12 protein-coding genes are annotated in these 14319 nt (G+C 54.5%); 1 reads left to right on the plus strand and 11 read right to left on the minus strand.

Annotated features, from left to right (window positions below; translation table 11 throughout):
- Position 1: 1 nt before the first annotated feature.
- Genes FHJ80_RS15565 through FHJ80_RS15590 form a run of 6 tightly spaced genes read right to left on the minus strand, consistent with a single transcriptional unit; the run spans position 2 to position 5192 of the window.
- Positions 2-802: an alpha/beta hydrolase gene (locus tag FHJ80_RS15565; protein ID WP_139528251.1), complete on the minus strand. Its 801-nt coding sequence runs from the start codon at positions 800-802 to the stop codon at positions 2-4.
- Positions 799-1731 carry an MBL fold metallo-hydrolase gene (locus FHJ80_RS15570; RefSeq protein WP_139528252.1) on the minus strand — a complete coding sequence of 311 codons (933 nt, stop codon included), beginning with the start codon at positions 1729-1731 and terminating at the stop codon, positions 799-801. The genes FHJ80_RS15565 and FHJ80_RS15570 overlap by 4 nt, the downstream gene beginning before the upstream one ends.
- A 58-nt stretch (positions 1732-1789) precedes the next feature.
- Positions 1790-2752 (minus strand): ABC transporter substrate-binding protein, encoded by a 963-nt coding sequence (locus tag FHJ80_RS15575; protein WP_139528253.1) that lies wholly within the window; start codon positions 2750-2752, stop codon positions 1790-1792.
- 23 nt (positions 2753-2775) lie between these two features.
- Entirely contained in the window at positions 2776-3555 is a 780-nt protein-coding gene (locus FHJ80_RS15580; RefSeq protein WP_139528254.1) for an ABC transporter ATP-binding protein, read from the minus strand.
- A 7-nt stretch (positions 3556-3562) separates the two neighbouring features.
- The gene (locus FHJ80_RS15585) at positions 3563-4495 is read right to left on the minus strand and encodes an ABC transporter permease (protein ID WP_218013989.1); all 933 of its coding nucleotides are present in this window, start codon (positions 4493-4495) and stop codon (positions 3563-3565) included.
- The gene (locus tag FHJ80_RS15590) at positions 4431-5192 is read right to left on the minus strand and encodes an ABC transporter permease (protein WP_139528256.1); all 762 of its coding nucleotides are present in this window, start codon (positions 5190-5192) and stop codon (positions 4431-4433) included. The genes FHJ80_RS15585 and FHJ80_RS15590 overlap by 65 nt, the downstream gene beginning before the upstream one ends.
- Positions 5193-5366: 174 nt before the next feature.
- Here FHJ80_RS15590 and FHJ80_RS15595 point away from each other — a divergent pair, with 174 nt between their 5' ends.
- Positions 5367-6281, plus strand: a complete 915-nt coding sequence (locus FHJ80_RS15595; protein WP_139528257.1) for a LysR family transcriptional regulator — start codon at positions 5367-5369, stop codon at positions 6279-6281.
- 125 nt (positions 6282-6406) lie between these two features.
- Here FHJ80_RS15595 and FHJ80_RS15600 read toward each other — a convergent pair whose 3' ends face one another.
- From FHJ80_RS15600 to FHJ80_RS15620, 5 genes are all read right to left on the minus strand, one after another.
- Positions 6407-7969: a sulfatase gene (locus FHJ80_RS15600; protein ID WP_139528258.1), complete on the minus strand. Its 1563-nt coding sequence runs from the start codon at positions 7967-7969 to the stop codon at positions 6407-6409.
- Complete coding sequence (locus FHJ80_RS15605) at positions 7966-9921, minus strand: TRAP transporter fused permease subunit (protein WP_139528259.1); 1956 nt, start codon at positions 9919-9921, stop codon at positions 7966-7968. The genes FHJ80_RS15600 and FHJ80_RS15605 overlap by 4 nt, the downstream gene beginning before the upstream one ends.
- A 73-nt stretch (positions 9922-9994) precedes the next feature.
- Positions 9995-11017, minus strand: a complete 1023-nt coding sequence (locus FHJ80_RS15610; RefSeq protein WP_139528260.1) for a TAXI family TRAP transporter solute-binding subunit — start codon at positions 11015-11017, stop codon at positions 9995-9997.
- A gap of 131 nt (positions 11018-11148) precedes the next feature.
- Entirely contained in the window at positions 11149-12366 is a 1218-nt protein-coding gene (locus FHJ80_RS15615; RefSeq protein ID WP_139528261.1) for a LysR family transcriptional regulator, read from the minus strand.
- Between the two features lie 133 nt (positions 12367-12499).
- Entirely contained in the window at positions 12500-14269 is a 1770-nt protein-coding gene (locus tag FHJ80_RS15620; protein ID WP_139528262.1) for a SulP family inorganic anion transporter, read from the minus strand.
- Positions 14270-14319: the final 50 nt, after the last annotated feature.

The raw sequence follows: 14319 nt of genomic DNA on the forward strand, positions 1-14319 counted from the left end.
GCTATTGTCCGATTTGTCTCTTGATGAAACGAAAGATATCCGGGGCGACTCGCGAAGAGTGACTACCGGGCACCTCAGGCCCGTCCTCGGAAAACCATAAGTGGCCAGCGTCAGGAAGTTCGACGTTGCGAACGGGGAAATGAGCTTGCTGGAGTGCACGAGAAAATGCCGCTGATTGGTATTCAGGCAGAACTTCTCGATCAAGCTGCCCCCAAATCAGAAGCGTGGGAAACGCCTTGTCATAGGTAATTTGCCGCAAAGGAGAGGCAGAATGATAAAGCTGCGGATCATCGAAGGGCGTGGCGCCTAGCATCGCCACCGTTTTGTCTGCGCCAGGGGCAGCATTGCGCCAGAGATCAGCTTGCCAGTGGACCATCAAATCATAGACGCCGTAGACGCCAATGAATCCAGCCACATTGGGCGTTTCAAAAGCATTCGATAGCAGCGCCAATGAGGACAGATGCGCACCTGCGGAGACGCCAAGTACGATCATGTTCCGTGCCTCTAGGTCGAAATCAGATCCACTTTCCGCAAAAAAACTGAGCGCCTGAACCACATCTTTCACATTGCCGGGGAAGACGGCTTCGGTTTCGGCTCGACGGTAGTCGATGCTTGCGAAGGCTATTCCTTTTTTTGCAAGCCATGCCCCCCAGGGGTTAAGCACTCTCCGATGCCCCTTGACCCAGCCACCGCCTGAGACACCCACGACAAGCGGCCAAGGCCCTTTCCCCTCCGGCTGATGCAGATCAGCCATCAGTGGCCTATCCCCGGTGGCGTCGATCTCGATTTGACGCATCGTCATATCGGCTCCTCCTCTTCAGAGGTCACTGAAAGTCGTTGCTTGGCATCACTGGCAAACACACCCTCTGACCCGACTTCCAATATCATCAAGTCTCGACCTGCAATGACGGAGCCTCCGTATATGGCAGAAGTGCGATCCAAGATCGATTGAACAGAAGGGCCAACATGGCCTCCTGGGAGTTGGACGATATGGGTAAACACCGCAAGCTTCGGTTGCACTGCCTCGAAGACATGGGCTGCCTCTTCGGGACTGGTATGCCCCCTCATGACGACATCCCGAAAAAAAACGTTGTCGCTCATGGAGCCGTCGATGGCCGCTACCTCATGTATGAGTAAGTCGCAGCCCACCGCGGCGTCGATCACTCTCGGGTCGGCAGCGGTGTCACCAGAAAGCACGACGGAATATCCTGCGTAATCGATCCGGTAACCATAAGTTCGCGCAAAATCATGGTGGTAGGTGCCAAAAGCGGTGACCGTGACACCGGCTTGCTCATAGACTATTCCCTCTGCTACCTCTCTTGGCTCTAGTTTGGTGGCGTCAGGAGAGATCGACTTGATGGCCCGTTCACGCATGTCTCCGCGGAAGGCCAGCATCAATCCCTCGGTAAATTCCTCTATCCCCTCAGGCCCATAGACCGTTAGGGCTTTTTGCCGTTTACCAAAGGGGCCGGGGATGTAGCCCGATGCGTATACATCGGGAAGCCCTGCTGTGTGGTCGGAGTGGAAGTGAGTCAGGAATACCGCATCGATCGCTCCCAAGCGGCATCCTACTTGTGTAAGTCGCAGTGATGCACCGCGACCTGCATCGAACAGCAAGTTAAGTCCCGCAGCCTGAATAAGCGTGGCAGGTCCGAATCGCTCGATATCTGGCTGAGGGGTTCCCGTTCCAAGCAGCGTGACGCTGATGGGAGTGGAATCGTGAGTAGTCATTCTAGAAATCTCTATGTCGTAGAGTATTGAATTAACAGCAGATATTCATGAGGCTGTCTCAACGGGGCATACCATCCCATAGCATCTCATCGAGTGTCGGTGCTTTGTTGATGAAGCCGAATTCGAGCAAGTCAGCAGCCAACTGCTTGAGCTTATTTGTGTCGAGCCGCACATCGGTGGGCGGGATTGGGCGGGCGTCTAGATAATCGTCCGGCAGTCTCGTCATTTCGCGATCAACTGACCGAACCTCCTCGGGATGCTCGTTGGCATACTGGTATGCACGATCCATCACTTCCACCAACTTGGTAATCTCATCCGAACGCTCGGCGATGACCCGTTCGCTAGAGATGTTCACGATTCCAGGAACTCCGACCATGTTGTCATATGGTTCGGAGATTAGGCGGAAATCCCCGCTGTTGATTGCAAGATCATAGAAGATTGCGAAGGGAACGATTGCATCGACATTCTCGTTCTTGAGACTATCGATCATGCTGGTCGTGTGCATATGCACCATCTCCGCCGAGTCGTAAGGCATCCCCGCCTCGCGGAAAGCACGATAAACCAGCAGTGATCCTGTACTTTGCATACCCAATGCGCCGATTTTCCGATCTTCCAAGTCCTCGATGGAGTGGTAAGGGCTGTCGCTTCGTACGACGAGCCCTACCGTTGGCTGTTCAGGCAAACTCTGATTGGAGAATACGATCTTTATCGGCAGTCCTTGCGCAATCGCCGCAATGGTGGGCGTCGAGCCGGTACTAGTGATATCCACTTCCCCCGACTGCAGGCGTGCAATCGCCTGACTCGGGTTATTGCTTCCTTCGACCAGCTCAACGTTAAGGCCTGCTTCCTCGAACCAGCCCTGGCGTTCAGCGATGAAATACGGCTGAAAGGAGCCGGCATCGGTCCAACTCACCCTCAGTGGATCGTCTTGGGCTTGAGCGCTACTCATAAGAACTGTCAGTGCAAAGGCAGTAGCAAATAAGACGTGACGCTTAGAATCCAGTCGCTTGAGAAAATACATCGTCTTTCCTCTTGTTTTGTTGTTTATAATTTACGGCGAACTTCGTTCAATATATGGCCGCGAAGCTTTCCAAACTCGGGCATGTTCTTGGTAGTCACTTGGTCGCGCACGTCACCTAACTCCACTGGCACTGAGTCAATGACAGTGGCGGGACTACCGTGCAGGACAACGATGCGATCAGCTAGATAAACCGCTTCGTCGATGTCATGTGTCACCACGATGACACTGATATTAAGTCGCTTGCGCAGGTCGAGAACGAGGTCTTCCAAGTCGAAGCGGGTCTGAGCATCCAAGGAGCCGAAAGGCTCATCCATCAATAGGATGTGCGCGTCGTAAGCCAGTGCACGAGCGATGGCAACACGCTGCTGCATGCCTCCCGATAACTCCCATGGATACATGTCTTCACAGCCGGTAAGGCCCACATCGGCGAGACAGCTTCTGGCACGGGACTGTTGTTCATGTTTACTTATCTTCTTCCCCTTCAATGGCAGCACGACATTCTCCATCGTCGTCATCCATGGCATCAGGGAACCTCGATAGTCCTGAAAAACCAGCCCAATCTCTGGAATAGGTTCGGTGACAACACTGTTGCCTACCACGACCTGCCCTTTACTGGGGGGCATAAGGCCTGTCAGCGTTCGAAGAAGCGTTGTCTTTCCAACACCTGATGGGCCAACGATAGCAATGACCTCTCCAGGGTTGACTCGCAAAGAGATGCCACAAAGTACATGGTTCTCGCCGTAAGACTTTCCGAGGTCGTCTACTACGAGGGGTGGAACTGAACAGGCAGTTTCAGTGATCATTTCATCCTCACGCTTTTCTTTTTTGTAATGGTAAGACCCGCTTTTCAGGGGTCGTGCGGGCACGGGGGGAGATTTCAAATAACCATGCGAGAACATGGTGCTCAATGTTTACGAAGGCTACGTTAACCAAGTATCCAATCATGCCGATGAAGATGGTGCCGGCCCAAACTTGGGGCATATCAAAGCTTTCTGCTCCTCGTAAGATATAGTTTCCTAGCCCCTGATTTCCCGATGAAAATTCGCTCACTACCATGATGGTGAGGCTAACCGAAAGAGAGATGCGGATACCCGCCATAATCTGTGGCATCGCGGCATTGAAGAGGACGTGACGCACATAGACCGAGCGCGGAATCCGATAGGCGCGTGCCGTATCGATGATTGACTCGCGAATGCCACGAACGCCACTAACGGTGTTTAGCAAAATCGGCCAAACACAGGTACTTGCAATAAGGAATATCTGAGGACCATGGCCAACACCGAATGCGACAATCACAATGGGGACGATAGCGACGCCCGGAATGGCTCTCAAGAAGGATACCAAAGGCCAAACAGCGCCACGTATCGTTGGGTTGTAACCAATCAGCAGGCCGGTGCCGACGCCCAAAATAATGGCAAGCATGAGCCCCATGAAAACGTTGCTCAAACTAAACAGAGCATCACTGACAAGGGTTCCATTACTTAAGTCGGTCATGAGTCTGGACAGCGAGTCTGAAAGAGAGGGCAAAAAGAAAGTGCTACTGTTTTCAGACCCGAGCCACCACCAGGCAATTAACAAGGCTGGCAGCCAGAGATATATCATGATCGAAAAAGCGGGGATGTGGGTAAGGTACCTGTCTGCCGTTTTTAGATGTTTGTTGTTACGCGCACTCATTGGCTCATGCCTCCTGTGACCGAAAATGCCAAGAAAGGAAATACTTTTCCGACCGATCAGCCACTGCATTTACAATCACCCCTAGAAGGCCTGCATACAGCGCATAGGCGATAGCAACGTTCGTCTCATAAAAGTCGCGTGCCTTGGATAATTCATCGCCCATTCCTTTGACGGGGCTGGTAATTTCAATCGCAATAGCGACTAGAATTGAGACGACAACCGAAATGCGTAGCCCCGTCATAATCATTGGGCTAGCGGCAGGCAGAATAACCTTGAGGTATTTAAGATGCACTGGAATGCGGTAGGCGCGAACGGTGTCACGCAAGGTGCTATCCAGTTGTCGAGTGCCATAAATCGTCTGCAATAAAATTGGAAAAAAGCAAGCAAATGCAATTAACACGATTTTCATTGCGGAGGATGTTCCCAAGACCATTAGTAGAATCGGGAGAAGAGCGATCTGCGGAAAGGAGCGGCCAAAATCCACCATAAGTCGCGTTGAACGCTCCAACCAGGGGGTCGAACCGATGACCAGTCCCGCAGGAATTCCAAGCGCCGAAGCGATGACCAGCCCTACGGCGGCATCCCTGACGGTCAAATAAATGGAAGACCAAAATGTGTCGCGGCCCCATAGTTCTACTGCGGCCGTGGCCACCTCAGCCACCGGTGGGAGCACGGCTGGGGATATATCACCAACATATACCCCCGCCTCCCAAATCAGCAGCACTGCAGCAAAGGCAGCACTTTGCATTGCCAGGCGATTCATCATTGTTTTTTTACCTCTTAAAGCAGGCGTTCAGCACCAATCGCACTTTAATGATGCATTGTTTTTATAGCGTCCCTAGACGATAGGTCGCGCACTTGTGATTGACAAATTTTTATTCGTAATCCATGGTTATCACAAAAATCTATAACAACTTTTCTACTAAAGAGTGATAGACACATGCGATTCATGGGCCTCGATTTAAATTTGCTCGTTGTTTTCAAGGCGTTGATGGAACATCGCTCCGTGACGGAGACTGCTCGTCGCCTGAATTTAACCCAGCCGGCTGTCAGTAACGCGTTGCAACGATTGAGAGACTATTTCAAAGACGATCTTTTCGTCCCAACGGGCAACCGTATGGTACCCACGACGTTTGCCGAACGTCTCTCTGAGCCTGTTAGAGGGATTCTCGCCGATACCGGCACCATGCTGACCGCAGCAAGACCGTTTGACGCAGCCACCTCCGACCGCCGCTATGTGATCGGGGCGTCAGACCATACTACTGCCGTCGTCATTGCCCCCGCTCTCAACGATATCTTCCAAGCAGCACCCAACATTCGGATTGATACTGTCCAGCTCATCGAGGATCAGTGGAGTGCGTTGGAGAATGGCGATGTAGATATGCACATACTGCCTTATGAGTTTGGTTCTCCGAACCAAACCACCATTAGGCTTTACTCGGACAAGTATGTCGTTTTGTGTGATCGCGACAATGTGGCAGTCCGTGACAACATGACTCTAACCGAGCTTCGCCAGTTCACCGTGATAGGAGCGTTGATGGCTGTGCCTCGTAAAATGAGGGGTGGTTTTTCCCCACAACTAGGCGCTCGCCTTATCGACCATGCCTCTTTAACCGCGAAAGAGTACTCGCAACTCCCTTTCATGCTTGAAGATTCAGACCGCATCGCGATTGTCCCAAGACGGCTAGCGCTGCGCTTCTGTGAGCGATTTCGCTTGACTTGCTTCAATTTGCCGAGCGACTCACCCACCCTGAATATGGTGCTGCAAATCAATAAGACGAGAGAGAACGATGCAGGTTTATCTTGGCTTATTCGTCACTTTGTAGCGGCATGTCAATCATCGATGAGCCAGTGATATAAGCCATTCTTGCATTGGCTGTTTGTCGTACCGATTGCCGCTCAGGCGGATCGAGATACGCGTGCCTTGAAGTAGCACCCCGACGCGTGGATGGGAGGCCCAGCGTTCGGGATGCCGTTTACTCAGGCGATACGCTTTGGCCAAGGGCTTGTCTCACTCGCGGCGAGCATCTGACGTAGCAGCGCCTCCGTCAGGGCGTGACGCTTCTCCTGATACTCTGGATCTTCCCAGCGATTGTGTGTTTCTAGGGGGTCGCGCGTCAGATGGTAGAGTTCGCCCCACGCCTGATCCTGATAGAGCGTCAGGCGATAACCGTCCTGGAGGAGTGTGCGCGAGTGAGCCGGCTGCTCGAAGCCCCAGTGAGCGATGTTATCCTCGTGCTCGATGAGCAGTGACCGACGCTCCCAGTTATCGCCGCGGATCAGAGGCAGCAGGCTCTTGCCCTGTATGCCGTGATAAGGAGTAATACCGGCACGTTCGAGGATGGTAGGTGCGATATCGATGGCCGAGCTCAACCCTGTTGTGCGCCGCCGTTCCTGATGTCCAGGTTCGAACCATATCAACGGGACGCGGGTGATACTGCGCAGCGGTGCGGGCCCTTTGAGCAACAGATTGAAATCCCCCATGTAATCACCGTGATCGCTGGTAAAGACCACGACTGTGTCCTCGGCTAGCCCATTCTCTTTCAGACTCTTGAGCAGGCTACCGACAGCATCATCGATCATGCTGATCATGCCACAGGTGAGTGCCATGGCTTCGCGGATCTCATTGTCGTTTGCCATGAACGCTTTCTCGGTACGCGCATTGCGAGTGTCGTGCTCATACTGCTCGGCAACGAAGCGGAGGTGGGGAGGCGGGTTGCGGTGTGCCCGATAGGGCAGGTTGACGTCAAAGTCTTCAGGGTCGTAAAGGTTCCAGTACTTGCCTGGCGGACAGAAAGGGTGGTGGGGGTCGGGAAAAGAGACGAAAGCAAAGAAGGGGGCATCCTCTTCTCGGCGCGAGGCCAAGTAATCGCAGGCTTGGCGCTCCACATAGCGAGTGGGATGCAGCTCCTCGGGCAGAGCGGTGCGGTAGGCTTGGGGGCATATATAGTCATGGGGCAACTGGTGGGCTGGCCCCTGAAGGCGCTCCGGAGCCTCGACCTGGCGATGTAGCCATCGGGCATAGTGCCCGCCGCACTGGTCTCCGTGCTTGGTGACGATGTCGGCATGCTCGAAGCCGTAATATGGCAGTTCAACGTAGTACTCCCCCTTTCCGCTCCAGCGTTCTGGTTCCTCGTTACGCCAGTCCACATCGCTCTCTCGATGAGCGTCAGGAACATGAGCCCCGTCTGCCGGATTCTGTTGTGGAATATTACGGCCACTGAATGGCTGGAGATGAGATTTGCCGATCAGCGCCGTGTGGTAGCCCGATAAGCGCAGCGCTTCAACGAAAGTACTGTTATGGTGGGGGAGGTGTAGGCCGTTCTTGCGCAGGCCATGTACGCTGGGGTAGCGGCCGGTGACCAGAGAGGCCCGATTGGGCATGCACACTGGACTTGCCGTGTGGAACTCCTCGAAGCGGGTACCCCGCGCCGCGAGGCTATCGATGTGGGGTGTCTTGAGCAGCGGATGACCCATGCAGCCCAAGTAGTCGGCACGCTGCTGGTCAGTGATGATGAACAGGAAGTTAGGGCGACGTATCATGCTAGGACTCCTTTCTTGAGGCCGTTGAGGCGATGCAGTATCAACAGGGCAAGGCCGAGGAAGAACGCCGGCCAGTGCAGCAGTGGAAAGATCACTAGCATGGCGATTGCCACACCCACTCGAAGGGCAGCTTCGGAGAACGTCAACCGAAAACGATCATGACACGCCAGCCCCGAAGCAATCAGCAGTACTGCCAGGGTAAGGCGCACTAGAATTGAGGCCAGATCGAACCAAGCCCCCGAGCCGCCAGCCTCTGGCACCAGTAGCAGCTCTGGGTAGAAGGCAAAGGCGAAAGGTAGCAAGAAGAGGATGAGGCCAATGCGGGTCGCTACCATTGCGGTGCGCAACGGTGATGCGCCGCTAATGGAGGCTGCCGCGAAGGCTGCCACTGCGACTGGCGGGGTGATCGCCGAAGCGACACCAAAGTAGAAGACAAACATATGGGCCACTAAGGGCTCCAGGCCCAGGCGCAGCATGGCTGGCCCCATGATCAGAATAATGGTCAAGTAGGCGGGTAAAGTGGGCATGCCCATGCCCAGCACCAAGGCGGCGGCCATGGCAATGAGTAGGGATATCAGCAGGTTGTCACCTGTCGAGGCTGCGATGACTTGGGCAAACTTGATCGGTAGGCCGGTAGCCGCAAGGACGCCGACGATGATACCTACCACGCCTACCGCGATCAGCAGCATGGCAAAGCTGTTACCGCCATTGGCTAGAGCGTTCATCAGAGCGAGCGGCTGCCGACGAATGGCTGGATTGAGTGCAAAACTCAGGGGGACCACCGAAAACAGGGCCAAAACGCCGGCCCCAGCCGGAGAGAACCCCGAGAGCAGACCGAGAACTACAATGGCCAAGGGCACAAAGACCATGATGAGATTGATATAGTCTTGTCGTTCTGGGTGCTGTTGAGCCGTATCTGCTTGAGTTTGGCTCTCTATTCCCAGGCGTCTCGCCTCATAGACGACAGCGGCGAACAGAGAACCGTAGTAGAAAAGGGCGGGGATGAGCGCGGCGACGATAATAGTCAGGTAGGAGATGCCTGTGAAATCGGCCATCACCAGCGCGGCGGCACCCATGATAGGGGGCATGATTTGGCCGCCGCTGGAGGCAGTTGCTTCCACGCCTCCGGCGAACGTCGGAGAGAAGCCGCGTCGCTGAATCATGGGAATAGTGATGACACCGGTACCCACCACGTTGGCTACGGCACTGCCTGAAACCGAACCGAATAAGCCTGACGACAAGATAGCGGCATGGGCCGGACCGCCACGGGCATTGCGGAAAGCATGCAAAGAGACTTTGATCAATGAGCCGCCAGCCCCACTACCTTCGAGCAAAGCGCCCAGCAGAATGAAAGGCAGAATAGTATTGATGACGACACCTAGTATGGAGCCCAGCACGCCATTATCACTGTTATACCAAAGGGTCTCAGCGGTGGCGTCGACGAAGTTGACCGGCGCCATATTGAAGAGGCCTGGCCAGTGCTGGCCTGTATAAAGGTAGAGGAGTGCCACTCCCCCTACAGCCGTTAACGCTAGCCCCCAGATGCGAAGACAGATCAGTAGTACGAGCGCCACACCGGCAAGCGCGATCCAGGCATGAATGGTGTCGAAGAAGAATAGCCCCTCCTTGAGGAGCAGCATGGTGCGATAAAAATCATGCAGTGTATAAAGGAAGGCACCCATAGCCAGCACATCCAGCGCTAGGCCTGCCAGTTTGGTTGCTCTGCTGGCGTCGGAGGAGATCTTGAGCAGAGAGCGCCGGATAATGAGTCCCATTGCCGCCAAGCCTAGCATCAAGGGATGCATGACCTCATAGCCGAAGGGGCCAAAACGTGGAACCCAAGCGATGCTCGGCATACTGTTGACGATGCCGATGAGAGCAATAACCAATCCAATCACGAGCGCCGTACGATGACGTACCTGGGCTTCGGAGAGTGGGAAAAGACGAGTCATGGTGAAGACCTATCGAAGTCGTGCAGGAGGGGGGAAGTCCCCCCTCCTGAGGATGATTCAATTAGACGTAGTCTTAGTCGTCGGAGGGAATTAGCTGGGCGGGGACGTCGATTCCCTGTTCCTGGTAGTAACGATAAGCGCCAGGGTGTAATGGCGCGTTGACACCAATGAAGGCATCCTCGATCACCAAATCGTCAAAGGTCGGGCGAGAGTCTCGGATCTCGTCGATGTTGTCCCATAAGGTACTGGTTATCTGGTAGGCGGTTTCTTCATCCAGGTTCTTGTGAACCAATGCCATCATGGTGAAGGCTAACAGTGTGATGTGTTCCTCCTCGTTGACGGTATTGGAATAGGTGTCCGAAGATATCTCTGCCGTGAGCATCCCAGGTGTGGCCATCAATTCCTGCCAAGTATCGCTTTGCATGCCTTCCTGTGTCATACCGAGAAAGCGAATGGGTTCGACCAGAGAGAACTGCTCGATCGCCGATGATCCAATCCGCGGTGCGCTGACCATGACGTCTACTTGGCCATCCGTGAATGCTTGACCTGAGGCACCCCAGCCCATGGTGACGGCGTTGTAGCCCTCATCGGGTTGCATGCCGGTATTGGCAAGGATGACCTGCTCAATAACAGAGCTGGCAGCACTGGCCGACGGGCCGATATAGACATTCTTGCCTGCCAGATCATCCCAGCTTTCGATGTTGCTATCGGCCCAAGTGAACACGTGATACGCACCATGTACGAAGCCGAATAGAGAGCGGAGATTCTCTGCGGCATTGACAGCCTGATCGCCCATCTTGCTATACATGCGCTCGCCCTGTGACATATAGCTATAGAGCTCGGAGGGGATCATGGTCATGTCGATACGACCGGTGCCAAGCTTGACACCTGTCATGGCCAGGTTTTGGCCAGTACTGAGCTGGATGTCCAGGTTGTGATATCGGCCGACCAAAGTGCTCATTAAAGTGGCCAGTTGAGAGTTGAAAGTGGCAGGGTTACCGCTTTCGGCACGCAGTGTCTGGGCCTGTACCTGGGACATCGAGAAGGCCAGGGTGCTGGCGAGCGTGGTAGTCGCAATGAGCGTTTTGAAAGTCATGAGGGCTCCGGTCTTATAATATTGTTTTCGAGTATATGAGGAAATATGGTGATTACCTCAAGTACTCCCAGTTTGGGTGTACATCGCAGCGCGGGGCCAATGACATTTTGCGGTGTGGGTATGCGTTTTTTCTATTTAGGTGGATCCAATAGGGAGCTGCTAATGGTCATGATGGTGTCATAAAGAGTACGCAGTGCCAGACTGGGGGCGCTATCCTCGTGCCTCGTGAGGCCGATAACCCGAGGAGGGCCCTGCAGCTGTAGGGGGAGATAGGCGAGATAACCATCGTGAACTTCATAGTGAGCCTGATACGGAGAAATCAGGGCGAGTCGATGATTGTCACGAAGTAGTTCACGGATGACGCCCAAATTGCCTGCTTCGACCACTGGGACCGGAGGCGTGATGCCCAAAGTATTGAACTGCTGATCGAAGCTGTGGCGAGCCGGCGTGCCACGAGGCGGAGCTATCCAGGGCCAGTCGAGAAGATTCTCCAAAGCTAGGTCAGTGCTATCGACTAAGGGATGGCGAGGCCCTGCTACGGCGGCCAAACGGTCTTGGAACAATATTTCCTGGGTCATCTCTTCTTCAGGATCAATGCAATGCAACACTCCCACCAGGACATCGATTTCGCCATTGCGCAGCGCCTCGAAAAGAACATCATAGGTGGCTTCGTGAACGGTAATGTCCAAACCTGGATGCTCACGCAGGAGGGCATCTACGGCACGTGGAACGAGCAATGAGCTGGTTAGCGGCAAGGCGCCAATGATGACCCTTCCTTGGATCCTGCCTCGCCACGTGGTGATATCGTCCCAGAGTAGCGCTATTTCGCGCAGAGCTAACTTGGTATGACGGGTCAGGATACTGCCAGCAGGGGTGGTGATTAACCCGCGCTGCGTACGCATGAACAATTGTGTGCTCATTTGCCCTTCCAAGTGGCGCAGGCTAGCGCTGATGGTGGGCTGGGTGAGGGCTAGGCGGCGGGCGGCCTGGCGCTCGTTACGCGTCTCTGTCAAAGTCACAAGCACCCTGAGGTGGCGCAACGAGAGGCGCTGAGCCAAGTGTTGGAAGTTGCCTTTATGTTTGAGCTGGGCCAGTTGGCGCTCGGTACGGGTGAATTGATGGAGAACACGGCGGCAGCGGTGAGCGACCAATTGACCCGCTTCGGTGCAGTGCATGCCGCTATGGTGTCGCTCGAACAACACCAGATCCAAGAGCTTTTCCAGATCACGTATCGCTCTAGAAACCGCTGGTTGCGAGAGGTGGAGAGCCTCGGCAGCCGCAAGCACACTGCCGTGTTCGGCAACGGCGACCAAGGCGCGCAGGCAGCGCAAGCTGGGTATGGTTTTCATATTGTCAGACGATAAGATGCGCCTGCGTGATAATCAACAGAGCGGGCCGCTCTATTTTTATGGCTATCACTGCAGGCGCCTTGGGTCCTGGATGTATGAGGATGAAAAGAGGCACAAGTAGTGCTATTGCCTTTTAAGAATTGATTGTGGCGATTGGAATGAGCGCATTATTTTCTTTGCCGCATTCGCTGAAAATCCGCTGATGACAGGTTTCACACGTGGCTGCATCGAGTCTCGGTGCCGTGGCACTTATGGCCGTTTGGGGCGTCTCGAAAAAGCGCTCTTGCCCGAGCCGTTGCAGATCGCCGCGCTTACGCAGCTCATCCAACACATTTCCTTTGAGCGAGCTGATGATGAGATCCCCGCCCTGCTGGCGCAGGCGGCTGATTTCCTGTAGCAGCATTTCGGTGCCAGCGGCATCAATGAAGTTGATGCCCTTGCCGATGATCAGGACGCGAGTACCCGGTTTTGCACTGAGTGACCGCAAGCGACGCTGTACATAATCGCTAGCACCGAAAAACAACGAGCCATCTATGCGTAGAATTTTCAACTGGGGGCACTGGTTGAGCGCATAGCGCTGGGCATTACGAATATGGCGACGGGGATGGTCTGGCCGAGGAGCGACTTCGACGACGGTTGGGCGCGAGGTGCGCTTGAGATAGAGCGCCAATGAGAGGAGCAAACCGATGTAGATGGCAAACTCTAGTGCGACGAGCAGTGTAGCTATGATGGTCGTCGCCAGAATGAGTGCTTCTTGGCGGCTGGTCCGAATTAATTGCCTTATGTGGTGAAAATCAATGAGGTTCCAAGCGATTAGCAGAATACCGCCGGCCATGGCAGGTAGCGGCAGGTATGCCGTGATACCTGGCATCAGCACCAAAATAAGCACGAGGAACGCTGCTGCGAAGATGGCAGCCAAGGGGGTGCGCGCCCCCGCGTCGTAGTTGGCACCAGAGCGCGTAAATGAGCCTGAACTGGCATAGCAGGAAAAGAAACTGCCGACGATATTCGATAGGCCTTGGCCAATGAATTCCTGATTGCTGTCAATGGCTTGGTGTGAGCGAAGAGCGATGGCGCGGGCGATAGAGAGGGCTTCGATCAAGCCAAGCAAGGCAATGGCAAAGGCGCCCGAGGTCAGCACCCGCAGGTTGTCTGGCGATAGCTCAGGTAACGTCAGGGGCGGTAGTGAACCAGGTAAGGTTCCAACGAGTGCCACTCCGTGAGTCTCTCCGTCCAAGAGAAAACAAGTCAAGCTTCCGGCGGCCATCCCTAATAATAAGTGGGGCCAGCGGCGGTTGATTCTCCGTACACAGAGAGAAGTGACCAGTGAAATGAGGCCAATCGCAAGCGTATAAGGATTGGTCTCTGGTAATTTTTCTACCAGTGCTGCTAGATCGAGCATGAAGCCTTGGCCGCCAGCAACGTTAACCCCTAGTAGGTGCTCTAATTGGCTAGTCGCGATCAGAATGGCCGCGCCTGCGGTAAAACCGATGACGACGGTATGGGAGATGAAACTGACCAAACTGCCTAAACGTAGCAGCCCCATCGCCAGTTGTATTACACCGACTAGAAAGGTGACGGTCAGAGCCGCGGCTAGGTATTGTGAAGAATCAAGAGTGCCAAGGCCGCCAACCACGCTGGCCAATACAATGGAAAGCGCGGCCGTTGGGCCGGAGACCAAATGCCAAGAGCTACCAAACAGCGCGGCGACCGCTGCGGCTACGATGGCGGTATAAAGGCCAATTTCTGGGGGAAAGCCTGCAATGAACGCATAAGCAACCCCCTGGGGCAGCACCAGAATGGCACCAGTAAGACCTGCCATCAGGTCGGCAGTGACCACGCGACGATTGAGATGTTGACCCCACTGAAGGAAGGGAAGCAAGCGCGAGTGTCTAAGTGCCATGGGGTGAAAGCCTCTAAGTAAGCAAACTCTGCAAACTTGAAGAAAAGCTG

The organism is Halomonas sp. BL6 (assembly GCF_006228115.1).
In the GTDB taxonomy this organism is placed as follows: Bacteria; Pseudomonadota; Gammaproteobacteria; order Pseudomonadales; family Halomonadaceae; genus Vreelandella; species Vreelandella piezotolerans.

Excerpts from the sequence above, each read along its gene's own strand:
- FHJ80_RS15565 (WP_139528251.1), bottom strand. The coding sequence starts at position 802 with ATGACGATGCGTCAAATCGAGATCGACGCCACCGGGGATAGGCCACTG.
- FHJ80_RS15570 (WP_139528252.1), bottom strand. The coding sequence starts at position 1,731 with ATGACTACTCACGATTCCACTCCCATCAGCGTCACGCTGCTTGGAACG.
- FHJ80_RS15575 (WP_139528253.1), bottom strand. The coding sequence starts at position 2,752 with ATGTATTTTCTCAAGCGACTGGATTCTAAGCGTCACGTCTTATTTGCT.
- FHJ80_RS15580 (WP_139528254.1), bottom strand. The coding sequence starts at position 3,555 with ATGATCACTGAAACTGCCTGTTCAGTTCCACCCCTCGTAGTAGACGAC.
- FHJ80_RS15585 (WP_218013989.1), bottom strand. The coding sequence starts at position 4,495 with ATGCAGTGGCTGATCGGTCGGAAAAGTATTTCCTTTCTTGGCATTTTC.
- FHJ80_RS15590 (WP_139528256.1), bottom strand. The coding sequence starts at position 5,192 with ATGATGAATCGCCTGGCAATGCAAAGTGCTGCCTTTGCTGCAGTGCTG.
- FHJ80_RS15595 (WP_139528257.1), top strand. The coding sequence starts at position 5,367 with ATGCGATTCATGGGCCTCGATTTAAATTTGCTCGTTGTTTTCAAGGCG.
- FHJ80_RS15600 (WP_139528258.1), bottom strand. The coding sequence starts at position 7,969 with ATGATACGTCGCCCTAACTTCCTGTTCATCATCACTGACCAGCAGCGT.
- FHJ80_RS15605 (WP_139528259.1), bottom strand. The coding sequence starts at position 9,921 with ATGACTCGTCTTTTCCCACTCTCCGAAGCCCAGGTACGTCATCGTACG.
- FHJ80_RS15610 (WP_139528260.1), bottom strand. The coding sequence starts at position 11,017 with ATGACTTTCAAAACGCTCATTGCGACTACCACGCTCGCCAGCACCCTG.
- FHJ80_RS15615 (WP_139528261.1), bottom strand. The coding sequence starts at position 12,366 with ATGAAAACCATACCCAGCTTGCGCTGCCTGCGCGCCTTGGTCGCCGTT.
- FHJ80_RS15620 (WP_139528262.1), bottom strand. The coding sequence starts at position 14,269 with ATGGCACTTAGACACTCGCGCTTGCTTCCCTTCCTTCAGTGGGGTCAA.